The sequence below is a fragment of the Streptomyces sp. NBC_00525 genome (assembly GCF_036346595.1).
GTDB lineage: Bacteria > Actinomycetota > Actinomycetes > Streptomycetales > Streptomycetaceae > Streptomyces.
Genome location: NZ_CP107834.1, coordinates 6,457,617 through 6,468,708 on the forward strand (window position 1 = coordinate 6,457,617; position 11,092 = coordinate 6,468,708).

The 11,092-nt window shown below is 73.7% G+C and carries 8 protein-coding genes; 3 read left to right on the forward strand and 5 right to left on the reverse strand.

What is annotated here, in order from left to right:
• The first annotated feature begins 142 nt into the window (after positions 1–142).
• Complete coding sequence (locus OG710_RS28340) at positions 143–1,147, forward strand: aminoglycoside phosphotransferase family protein (RefSeq protein ID WP_330241885.1); 1,005 nt, start codon at positions 143–145, stop codon at positions 1,145–1,147.
• Positions 1,148–1,200: 53 nt separating this feature from the next.
• Here OG710_RS28340 and OG710_RS28345 read toward each other — a convergent pair whose 3' ends face one another.
• The 5 genes from OG710_RS28345 to OG710_RS28365 form a co-directional block, all read right to left on the reverse strand.
• The gene (locus OG710_RS28345; RefSeq protein ID WP_330241886.1) at positions 1,201–2,241 is read right to left on the reverse strand and encodes a 3-oxoacyl-ACP synthase III family protein; all 1,041 of its coding nucleotides are present in this window, start codon (positions 2,239–2,241) and stop codon (positions 1,201–1,203) included.
• Positions 2,242–2,456: 215 nt separating this feature from the next.
• Entirely contained in the window at positions 2,457–3,260 is an 804-nt protein-coding gene (locus OG710_RS28350) for an ABC transporter ATP-binding protein (RefSeq protein WP_330241887.1), read from the reverse strand.
• Positions 3,257–5,122 (reverse strand): dipeptide/oligopeptide/nickel ABC transporter permease/ATP-binding protein, encoded by a 1,866-nt coding sequence (locus OG710_RS28355; protein WP_330241888.1) that lies wholly within the window; start codon positions 5,120–5,122, stop codon positions 3,257–3,259. Before OG710_RS28355 ends, OG710_RS28350 begins: the two co-directional genes overlap by 4 nt.
• A gap of 2 nt (positions 5,123–5,124) precedes the next feature.
• On the reverse strand, positions 5,125–6,093 hold the full coding sequence (locus OG710_RS28360) for an ABC transporter permease (RefSeq protein WP_330241889.1): 969 nt from the start codon (positions 6,091–6,093) through the stop codon (positions 5,125–5,127).
• Between the two features lie 14 nt (positions 6,094–6,107).
• Positions 6,108–7,691, reverse strand: a complete 1,584-nt coding sequence (locus tag OG710_RS28365; RefSeq protein ID WP_330241890.1) for an ABC transporter substrate-binding protein — start codon at positions 7,689–7,691, stop codon at positions 6,108–6,110.
• A gap of 501 nt (positions 7,692–8,192) precedes the next feature.
• On the opposite strand from OG710_RS28365, the gene OG710_RS28370 reads away from it, so the two are divergent.
• On the forward strand, positions 8,193–8,519 hold the full coding sequence (locus OG710_RS28370) for a DUF5132 domain-containing protein (RefSeq protein ID WP_330241891.1): 327 nt from the start codon (positions 8,193–8,195) through the stop codon (positions 8,517–8,519).
• Between the two features lie 193 nt (positions 8,520–8,712).
• Positions 8,713–11,001 (forward strand): ABC transporter ATP-binding protein/permease, encoded by a 2,289-nt coding sequence (locus OG710_RS28375; RefSeq protein WP_330241892.1) that lies wholly within the window; start codon positions 8,713–8,715, stop codon positions 10,999–11,001.
• Positions 11,002–11,092: the final 91 nt, after the last annotated feature.

The following is an 11,092-nucleotide window of genomic DNA, read 5'->3' on the forward strand; positions in this document are numbered from 1 at the left end:
AGTCGGAGTCAACTCACCGCATTGACAAGTCGGTTGAGCCTAAGAAATTTTGTCCCCCAGCGGCTTCGTGTGCTTGTCCATATTTCAGCCGTTGACGTTCCGACCCGCGCGGCCGAGGCCCGCACGATGGTGAGATGGGCGCATGCGACGTGAGGCGTGGAAAGTGGACCGGGGGCGGTACCCGGACGCGGTGACACCGTGGGAGCGGAGTGCGTGGCGCGAGGAAGCGCTCGGGTGGGCGGAGCGTGCGCTCGCCGCTCACGGGCTCCGCCCATCGGGCCCGCGCGAGGTGCGGCTGCGGCCGTGGTCCGTGTTGGTGCGGATGCCCGTCGAAGACCACGACGCCGTGTGGTTCAAGGCCAACCCGCCCGCGAGCGCCTTCGAGGCGGGACTCACCGAGGCGCTGGCCCGCTGGCTCCCGGAGCAGGTACTGAAGCCGCTGGCCGTGGCCGCCGACCGCGGCTGGTTCCTGCTTCCGGACGGTGGACCGCTCTTCAGGGACGTACTCGACGCCGGCACCGCCGGCCCCCGCAGCTGGGAGGACATGCTGCGCCAGTACGCGGACGTACAGCGCGCGTTGATCCCGTACACGGAGGAGATCGCGTCACTCGGCGTCCCCGACGCGCGTACGGCCGTGCTCCCCGAGGTCTTCGACAGGATCGTCGACGAGAACACGGCGCTGGGGCCCGGCGACCGTCAGGCACTGCGCGAGTCGCGTCCCCGGCTCGTGGACTGGTGCGCCGAGCTCGCGGGCGTGGGCATCGCCGACTCGCTCGACCACTCCGATCTGCACGACGGTCAGCTCTTCGCCCCGGCACCGGGCCGCTTCACCTTCTTCGACTGGGGCGACGCGGCGGTCACCCACCCCTTCTGCGGCCTGCTCGTGCCCGCCCGCCGAGCCCGCGAGGAGTACGGGCCCGAGGTGCTGCCGCGACTGCGCGACGCCTACCTGGAGCCGTGGACGGGGGCCGGGCGTACGGCCGCCGAACTGCGGCGCGCAGTCGGCCTGGCATGGCGGCTCGCCGCCATCGGCCGGGCCTGCGCCTGGGGCCGCCTCTTCCCGGGGGCCACCGGCGGCACCGGTGGTGGAGGGGGCGAGGAGAGCGCCGGCTGGCTGCGTGAACTCTTCACCGAGCCGCCGCTTTAGCGCCTGTCCGGCGGCCGGGACGAGCGGGCCCGCCCGGCCGCCGGGGGACCGGGTCAGGCGTGGCGGAGGCAGAGACTGCCCCACTGGAAACCGGCCCCGATTCCGGCCAGTACGTACGTGTCGCCCGGCAGCAGCGAGCCTTCGGCGACGGCCGTGTGGAGCGCGGTGAACAGGCCAGCCGAACCGGTGTTGCCGAGCCGGTCGATGGTGACGGTGGCGCGCTGCCGGGGGATGCCGAGCGTGGCCAGGGTCTCGGTGAGGATGTTCAGGTTCGCCTGGTGCAGGAAGAAGTGCCGGACCTCGTGGAGCGGCACCCCGGCCCGCTCGGCGGCGCGGGCGATGCTCTCCGGCAGGCGCGTCGTCGCCGCCTTCCACACCGCACGGCCGTCCATGGACAGGTAGTGGTCCCCGGCGGCGACGGTCGCCGCGCTGGCGGGCAGCTTGGAGCCCCCGGCGGGGATCTGGACGTCGTACGACAGCTGAGAGCCCAGGTCGTACGAGAGGAGGCCCGCTCCGGGGGTGTGCGACCGGGTGAGGACGACGGCCGCCGCGGCGTCGCCGAAGAAGACCCGGGTGGTGCGGTCGGCGGGATCGGTGATCCGGGACGCGCAGTCGGCCGCGAGGAGCAGGATCGTCCCGATCGACGGGTTCTGGAGCAGGTGCGCGGCGATGAGCATGGCCTGGATGCCGGAGGCGCACGCGGCCTGCGTGACGTCGAGGGACAGCGCGCGATGGGCCCCGAGGGCGTCCTTGACGATCAGCGCGGTGGAGACGAGCGGCTGGTCCCCGGTGTAGCTGGCGACGACGACCGCGTCCAGCCCTGCGGGGTCGACACCGGCGGCCTCCAGCGCGGGACGCGCGGCGGCGAGGCACATGTCGGAGGTCGCCAGGTCCGGAGCCAGCATGCGGCGCTCGCGGATGCCGGTACGGCTGGTGATCCACGCGTCGCTGGTGTCGAGCGTCCGGGTGAGGTCCTCGTTGGTGACGACCGTCGGCGGCAGATGCATCCCGGTCCCGGCGATCGCGAACGGCACGGACAGGCCGGCGCCCGTCTGATGGGACGGGGCGACGGCCCGGTCCAGGGCTACGGTCATGCCACGGCCCCCCGTTCGGACATGATCGCCGCATTCCGGGACATTCCCATATGCCGTGCCTTTCCTTAAAGGTTCGGAAAAAGAACCCGGGGGACGCCGGGCTCGTGGAATTCAAATGCCGCCGCATCGTCTCACGTCATTCGGAAGGGTGAGGTGCGGGTTAATCCGTGTGCGTGAGGAATTGATCGCCCGTTTGACGAACCGGGGATCAGGCTTCAGGTTTCGGGAAATCCGCGAGGGAATTCCGGCGGTGGTTTGCGGAGGGTCGGGACAGCGGCGAGAAGGGTCCGTGTGTACGAATGCCGCGGGGCGCGCAGGAGCGTTTCGGTGGGCGCGGTCTCCACGATGCGGCCATGCCGCATGACCGCCACGGCGTCCGACACATGGCAGACCGCCGGGAGGTTGTGGCCGATGAACAGCATGGACAGCCCGAGCCGCCGCTGCAGTTCGCGGATCGTGTTCAGCACGGACGCCTGCACCGACACATCGAGCGCCGAGGTGATCTCGTCGGCGATCAGCAGACCGGGCTCGACGGCCAGCGCACGGGCGAGCGCGACCCGCTGCCGCTGGCCGCCGGACAACTGCCGGGGCAGCCGCCCCGCCAGCCGGGGGTCCAGCCCCACCAGTTCCAGCAGTTCGGCCACCCGCCCGCCACGGGCCGCCCGGTCCAGCCTGCGGTACACCGTCGCCGCCTCCGCCAGCGCCCGACCCACCGTCATACGCGGATCGAGCGCGGTGTCCGGGTCCTGGAGGACCACCTGCACCCGGCGCCCGAGCCGCCGCCGCTCACGGACGGTACGGGCCCGCGCCTCCCGGCCGTCGATCAGGACCCGGCCCCCCTGCACGGGGACGAGACCGACGATCGCCCCGGCCAGGCTGGACTTCCCGGACCCCGACTCGCCCACGAGGCCCAGCGTGCTGCCCGCGGCGACCTCCAGCGACACCCCGTCCACCGCCGCGAACGAGCCCCGCGGCCCGGTACGGCGCACGGTGAGGTCACACACCCGAAGCTCCGTCACGACGCCTTCACCGCCTCCGGGACCGCAGACACGGGGAGCGGATACCAGCAGGCGACCCGATGCCCGCCGCCGAACTCGTCCAGCGGCGGGGCCTCCTCGGCGCAGCGTTCCCGGCGGCGCGGGCAGCGCGGCTCGAACGCACACCCCGGCGCCGGCACGAGCGGATCGGGCGGCGCACCCTCGACCGTCGGCAGCGGCCGGTCGCGGTCGGCGGCGAGGTCCGGGACCGAGGAGACCAGGGCTCGGGTGTAGGGGTGCCGGGTGCCGGCGGCCAGCCGGTCGGTGGGCAGCGCCTCGACGACGGTGCCCGCGTACATCACCAGCACCCGGTCGCAGAACTCGCCCACCAGCGCCACGTCATGGCTGATGAACAGGATTGCGGCGGAGGTGTCCCGGCGGATGTCGGTGAGCAGCCCGGTGATCTGCCGCTGCACGGTGACATCGAGGGCCGTGGTCGGCTCGTCGGCGATGATCAGGCCCGGCCGCACCATCAGCCCGGCGGCGATCATCACCCGTTGCCGCTGCCCGCCGGACAACTGATGGGGGCGGGCCCGCAGCACCTCGGGCGGCAGCGCCACCCGGCGCAGCGCCTCGACGGCCTCCGCGGCGGCCCGCGCCCGGCTCGCGCCCCGGTGCGCCCGGACGGCCTCGGTGAGCTGGGTGCCGATCCGCAGGGACGGGTTGAGGGCCGACGCCGGGTTCTGGAAGATCACTGACAGGCCCGTCGCCAGGTGCCGGTCCCGCTCCCTCGGCGTCAGGGCCGCGAGATCGGTCCCGTGGAGGCGCAGTGTGCGCCGGGCGACGCGGGCGCCGTACGGCAGCAGATCGGCGACGGCCAGCGCGGTGAGCGACTTGCCCGAGCCCGACTCGCCGACCAGGCCCACGATCTCGCCCGGCCGGAGCGAGAGGCTCACCCCGCGCACCGGCCGGATCGTGCCGCGCGGGGTCGGCAGCTCCACGGTGAGGCCGTCCACCTGGAGCACCGCCCCCTCCTCGGCGGGGCCGCTCGGCGCGGCCCTCGGCGCCGGGATGCGCGCCACCGGGCCGCGCCGGGCGGCGCTCCCGGCCAGGACCTCGCCGAGCAGCTGGAAGGCCAGGGCCGCGTAGAGGAGCGCGAGGCCCGGAGCGAGCGCGGGCAGCGGTTCGGCGTAGATCCGGTCGAGCCCCTGGCTGAGCAACTGCCCCCAGTCGTACGCCGGTGGCTGGACGCCCAGCCCGAGGAAGCTGAGCCCGGAGAGCGCGACCAGGGCCGTGCCGGCGGCCGTGGTGACGCTCAGCAGCAGCGGCTCGGCGATGTTGGGCAGCACATGGCGCCACAGCATCCGGTGCCGGCGCAGCCCGAGAACGCGGGCCGCCGCCAGATGGTCCGTGCCGGCGACGCCGGCGGCCAGCGTCTGGGCGAGCCGCGCGAACCCCGGTACGGCCGCCGCGGCGAGGGCCAGCACGGCGCCGGTCGTGCCCGCGCCGAACACCACCGCGAGGAACATCGCCACCAGCAGCGCCGGGAAGGCCAGCAGCAGGTTGATCAGCGCGGCGGTCAGCCGGCGGAAGCGCCGTCCCAGCACGGCGGTGGACGCCCCGAGGAGCACTCCGGCGCCCGCGCCGAGCAGCACCGACGCCAGGGCGAGCAGCAGCGAGGGCCGGGCCGCCGTCAGTACCCGGGCCAGCAGGTCCCGGCCGAGGCCGTCCGTGCCGATCGGGTGCGCCGCCGAGGGGCCCTGGAGGACGGCCGAGGGGTCCGGCCGGTCGGCCGCCGCCCCCCACAGCAGCGGTCCGGCCAGGGCGAGCACGGCGAGCGAGGCCAGCATGATCCCGGTGACCCAGGCCAGGGGCGAGCGGAGCAGGCGGGCGGGCAGGCTCATGGTCACATCTCCCGGATCGCCGAGCGGGGGTCGAGCAGGGCGAGCAGCACATCGACCAGGAGGCCGGCGAGCAGCACGGTGGTGCCGAGGACCAGCACCATGGCCTGGACCACCGGGTAGTCCTGGGCGACCACGGACTGGGCCATGGCGGAGCCGATGCCGGGCCAGGCGAAGACCTTCTCGACCAGCACGGTGCCCGCGATCAGACCGGGCAGCAGGCTGCCCGCGACGGTGAGCGCGGCGGTGGCCATGTTCGGTGCCGCGTGCCGCAGATAGCGGCGCGCGGACGAGAGCCGTTTGCTGCGGGCGGTACGCAGGTAGTCCTCGTCCAGCACCTTCAGCGCCTCCACCCTGACCAGGCGCAGCAGGACCGCCGCCGGGGTGAGGGCGAGCGCGACGACGGGCAGGACGAGGGATGCGGCGCCCGCCGCCCCGGCCACCGGCAGCAGTTGCAGGCCCACGGCGAGCAGCGCGGTGAGACCGGCGGCCAGCACGAAGTCCGGCACCCCGGTCAGACCCGCGGTGACCGTGGTGAAGACCAGCTCGGTGCGCGGGCGCCGGCCGTCGCGGGTGCGGACGGCCGCCAGCAGACCGCCGGGCAGGGCGACGGCGAGCGCGGTGAGGAAGGCGAGCCCGGCGATCTCCAGGGTGGCCGGGAGCCGGGTGCGGACCAGTTCCGCGACGGGGGTCCCGGTGACCAGTGAGGTGCCCAGGTCGCCGTGGAGGAGGCCGGTGAGGTAGTGCCGGTACTGGGACAGGAAGGGGGAGTCGAGCCCGAGGGCGTGTCTGCGGGCGGCCACCAGGTCGGGCGCCGCGTCGACGCCGAGCGCGGCCCGGACGGGATCGCCGGGGATGAGGCGGATCATGGCGAACGACGCGGTGAGCACGAGGGCCAGGGAGACGACGAGCCGGAGGCCGCGGCGGCCGAGGAAGACGGTCCAGGGGTGCCGCAGCAGCTGGGGTAAGGACATGGCGGGTTCCCGGGTCACTGGTGGAGGCGGATGCTCGTGGGCACGAGTTGGCCGCCGAACGTCGTGGCGAAGGTGGTGCGGTAGCCGTACACACCGCTGCGGCCCTCGGCGACGGGCAGCGCGTCGGCCGCGCGGAAGAGGGCGGCGGCGGCCCTGTTCCAGGTCTCGCAGCCAGAGGTACCGGTTCTGCGCAGGGCGCGGGTGACCAGCGCGTCGTACTCGGGATTGCGCACCCCCGCGAAGTTGAGGCCCCGGGCGGGGGCGGGGCCGGAGAAGAAGGGGATGAAGCCGGCCGGCAGGGCGAACCCGGGCGTGCTGCCGACCACCACGTCGAAGTCCGCGGTCTCGTACATGGCGTTGACCAGGGCGGGCAGGCTCTCGCCGACCAGATCGACGTCGGCGCCGAGCGCGGTCCACTGCCGGGCCATCAGTTCGGCGACGGAGACCAGGGTCGGGCCCAGGTCCGGGCTGGTGATCAGGCGGAGCCGTAGCGGCCGCCCGTCCCGGGTGAGCCGGCCGTCGGCGCCGCGGGTCCAGCCGGCGGCGCGCAGGGCGTCGGTCGCGTCCCCCGCGGGCAGGTTGGCGTCGGCGAGGTCGGCGTGGCATACGGCGCCGCGGGCCCCGAAGTCGGCCGCGGGGCTGCCGGTGCCGCCCACGGCGACGTTGGCGAGCCCCTCGCGGTCGAGGGCGGAGACCAGGGCGCGGCGCAGGGCCCGGTCGGCGAGGACCCGGCCGGGGCGCTGGTTGAAGAACGTCATCCCGGTCACCGTCGCCACCTCGGAGACGGCCAGCCCGCGTCCGGTGAGCCTGGCCCGGTCCGGACCGCTGACCTGCGCGATGTCGATGCCCCCGGTGATCAGCAGGTTCGCCGCCGTGGCGGCCTGCGGCACCACCGAGAGCCGGATGCGCGCGGGCTGGCCGGGCTCCGAGGTCGTCGCCCCGGCGGGCCCCCAGGCGTAGTCGTCGCGCACGGTGAACTCGTACGGCCCGCCGGGGGAGTAGCGGGTCAGTACGTACGGGCCGGTGCCCTGGCTGGTGCGTTCCAGTGCCTGCGGCCGGTCGAGGCCGGCGGGGCAGACGATCGGCAGCAGGCCGACGGTGCGGGTGAGGAACGGGAAGGGGGAGGCGGCGGACACGGACACCGTGCCTGTCGCGTCGTCGGCGCGCGCGGTGAACGGGACATTCGGCAGGATCGTGCGGGCGCCGGCGAGCCGGTGGGCGGGATCGGCCGCGTAGGTGAGCGCACGGGCCACGGCGGAGGCGGTGAGGGCGGTGCCGTCCGAGCAGGTGATGCCCCGGCGCAGGGTGAAGGACGCCTCGGTGGGCGTGGCCCGCCAGGTGGCGGCCAGACCGGTGACCAGGCCGCCGTCCGGGGCGAGGTTGACCAGTGAGTCGTAGGCGTAACGGGCCTGGGAGGCGCCGAAGGCCGAGTACGGGTCGAAGCTCGGCGTCTCGCTGGGCCCGGCGATCCTGACGGTGCCGCCGAGCACCGGGGGAGTGGTCGTCGAGGAGGAGGCGACTCCGCCGCAGCCGCTCAGCGCGAGCGCCGCGGCGGTGAGGGCGGCCGCCAGGGCGACCGGCGGGGTGCGTCGGGGCATGGGCGTCATGCTGCCACCGGTGCCGGCCCGGGAAACGCCCAACTTCCGTCCGTGGAAAGCGTGTTAGAAAGCGCGTTCGCGCACGTGGAGCCGCCTGGGCACGTGGCCGCGAGCAGCAGGGAGCGACACGTGCGGCCGATCCTGGTTCACCCGAATGAGTAACGCCGGGGCCCTCCCTTGGGAAAGATGATCTGATAAACATTCCGGCAGATGTTCGGCTGCGATCAATTCAGGACATGCGAAAAAGTCACCGACACTCACACGAGTGAACCCCCGGGAATCCATTTGGCTCAACCGGGCATGGTTCGACTACCGTGATCACGAGATAGGACGGCGTGTCCCGGTGAAGTCCCGGTGCCCGGGAAGGTGTCCGGGAATTCGATTTCGGTTCCTCCCGGATTCGAAACGGAAATGCCTCGTGTCCGCCCGGCCGCGCGCTGCTCCATTTCTCGTCGTGTCCGGGTTCCCTGTCATACGTATGCGTGGAGAGGATGGAGCATCATGCCGCCTGTAGTACCGCCCTTTCTGATCGGGCTCGTCGTCGCACCGCTGGCCAAGCGCCTGCTCAGGCCGCTGGTGGGCGGAGTCGTCAAGGCGTCCGTCGGGATCGCGATGGAGGTGAAGAAGGCAGCCCACGAGGCCGGGGAGAACATCCACGACCTCGCGGCCGAGGTGGCCGCCGACGTGATGGCCGCCCAGGTCGCCGCCGGTGACACCGAGAGCCGCTCCGTTCCCGGCCAGCACACCACCGGAAACAGCGGTAAGGGGGAGCGGAGGGCCCCCAAGATCCGCGCGACCGCCGAGAACGCCGCAGCCAAGACGCACTGACGGCCCCCGTGGACCCGCGGCCGCCACCGGACGCGTCCCGCCGACCCACCCGTCGGCGGACGCGTCGGAGTGGCGGCCGTTCCCTGGGCCGCACGCCCACAGCCGCCCCGTTCAAGATTTCCCGCTCCGTCGCCGTGATCCGCCGTACCCGCAACGGACCTCCGCGACCTCCGCGAACAAGGTGAACGTACACATGCCATCGCTTCTGGGTGCCGCCTCCGGATTCCGCTCCACGGAACCGGGCGCGAGCCCTCGCTCGGTCACACCGGGCCGCCAGCGCTGGGACGTCAGGCTTCTCGTCGGACGCCCCCGGACGGCCGAACTCCTCGCCGCAGCGCTGCGCCACATCCCCGGCATCACCGAGGCCCAGGCCAGCCCCGTCACCGGCGGAGTGCTCATCCGGCACGACGCGCGACTGCGCGCCGCGGACATCGGCGGGATCGTCCGCCGCACCGTCGCCCGGGTCGCGGAGGAAACGACCGCCGCGGCGCGACGGGCGACGGCGGCCCGGCCCGCCCCGCCCGTCGACACCGGCGCGGTCGTCCGGCCGGTGCTCGCCGTGGGCGGCGGCGTCGCGGCCGGCGCCGCCCTGCTCAAGGGCTCCACGCCGATCAGGCAACTGGCGGCCGTGGGCGGCGTGGCCGCGGCGACCGCGCTCGTGCTGCGCAGGACCTGGCGCAGAACCACCGAAGCGGCCCGCTCGGCGACCGGGCCCGACTCAGAACGGCACCCCCTGCTGGAGATCGTCGGCCCGCACCGCGGCCGCCTCTACCGCGCGGCCGCCCTGTCCGTCGCCTGCCAGGCGGCGGAACTGGCGCTCGGCACCTTCCTCGGCTGGACCGGCCTCGTTCTCATCAAGGGCGAAGCGGCCTTCCTGGCCCGCCTCGGCCTGGCCACCGCGTCCGCCCAGCTGTGGGGCCTGGCCGGACTGGTCGCCGCCGCCAGCGCCGCCGTGGCCGGACTCTCCTACGCCTCCAACCTCCAGTGGCGCCGGCTCGGCCAGGACATCGAACACGACTGGCGCAGCCGCACCTACCGGCACGTCCAGCACCTCGACCTGGCCCACCTGGAGGGCGAGCGCACCAGCAGGGTGGCCGGCGCCCTCACCAACGACGTCGGCCAACTGGGCGCCTTCTTCGCCGGACCCGCCAACGACGTGCTCCAACTCGGCACCAGCCTGGCCCTGCTGGCCCCGGCGTTCCTCCTGCTCGCCCCGCAGATCGCCTGGATCGCGTTCCTCCCGATCCCGGTCATCGCCTGGCTCTCCCTGCGCCACCAGGACCGGGCCGCCGCCGACTACGCCGTCACCGGCGAACGCCGCGCCCGGCTCGGCAGCCAGGTGATCAACTCGCTGGAGGCCGGCGCCACCGTCAAGAGCTTCTGCACCGAGGGCTACGAGGCCGCGCGCATCGACCGGCTCAGCGAAGACGTCCAGGAGAGCAGCCGGCAGACCGACCGCGGCACCATCCGCCACGGCGAGACGGTCCGCGCCTGCACCACCGCCTCCATGGCCGGCACCCTGCTGGTCGGCGGCCGCCACGTCCTCAACGGCAACCTCCGGTTCGAGGTGTTCAGCCCCCTCATCGGACTGCCCCAGATGCTGCTGATGCGGATGAGCCGGCTCGGCACCATCGCCGACCAGTACCAGCGCACCCTCGACTCCTACGAGCGCGTCCAGCGGCTGCGCGAACTGCCCGTCGAGGCCGACAGCGGCGACGCGGCCCTCGACCCCGCCGGGGTGCGGGGTGAGATCGTCCTCGACCGCGTCACCTTCGCCTACCCCGGCCGCGCGGCCGCCCTGGACGACCTCTCCCTGACCATCCCGGCCGGTCAGGTCACGGCCCTGGTGGGCGCCACCGGCTCGGGCAAGACGACCGTCGCCCGGCTGCTGATGCGCTTCCAGGACGCCGAGTCCGGCAGGGTCCTGCTCGACGGCCGGGACGTCCGCGACCTGCGACGGCACGACCTGCGCCACGCCATCGGATTCGTCGCCCAGGACCCCTTCCTGTTCGACGGAACCATCGCCGACAACATCCGCTACGGCAGCTTCGACGCCACGGACGGCGCCGTGGTGCGGGCCGCAGCCATGGCCGAGGCGCACCCCTTCATCGCCGCCCTGCCCCACGGCTACGACACGCTCATCGGCGAACGCGGCGCCGCCCTCTCCGGCGGCCAGCGACAGCGCATCGCCCTGGCCCGCGCCATCCTCAAGGACTCGCCGGTCGTCATCCTCGACGAGGCGACCTCCGCCGTGGACAACGAGACCGAGGCCGCCATCCAGCGCACGCTGCAGAGCTTCGCGGCCGAGCGGACGATGGTCGTCATCGCCCACCGCCTCTCCACGGTCCGCCACGCCGACCGCATCTACGTCATGGACCGGGGCGGCGTCGTCGCCGAACAGGGCACCCACGACGAACTCCTCGCCCAGCACGGACTCTACGCATCCCTCTGGCAGCTCCAGGCCGGCGAACTCGCCGCCTGACGCCACCGCCTGACGCCACCGCCTGACGCAGCCGCCCGACAAGGCTGCCCGACGCAGCCGCCTGACGCAGGAAAGAAATGCCCGGCCCCCG

Excerpts from the sequence above, each read along its gene's own strand:
- OG710_RS28340 (WP_330241885.1), top strand. The coding sequence starts at position 143 with ATGCGACGTGAGGCGTGGAAAGTGGACCGGGGGCGGTACCCGGACGCG.
- OG710_RS28345 (WP_330241886.1), bottom strand. The coding sequence starts at position 2,241 with ATGACCGTAGCCCTGGACCGGGCCGTCGCCCCGTCCCATCAGACGGGC.
- OG710_RS28355 (WP_330241888.1), bottom strand. The coding sequence starts at position 5,122 with ATGAGCCTGCCCGCCCGCCTGCTCCGCTCGCCCCTGGCCTGGGTCACC.
- OG710_RS28360 (WP_330241889.1), bottom strand. The coding sequence starts at position 6,093 with ATGTCCTTACCCCAGCTGCTGCGGCACCCCTGGACCGTCTTCCTCGGC.
- OG710_RS28365 (WP_330241890.1), bottom strand. The coding sequence starts at position 7,691 with ATGCCCCGACGCACCCCGCCGGTCGCCCTGGCGGCCGCCCTCACCGCC.
- OG710_RS28370 (WP_330241891.1), top strand. The coding sequence starts at position 8,193 with ATGCCGCCTGTAGTACCGCCCTTTCTGATCGGGCTCGTCGTCGCACCG.
- OG710_RS28375 (WP_330241892.1), top strand. The coding sequence starts at position 8,713 with ATGCCATCGCTTCTGGGTGCCGCCTCCGGATTCCGCTCCACGGAACCG.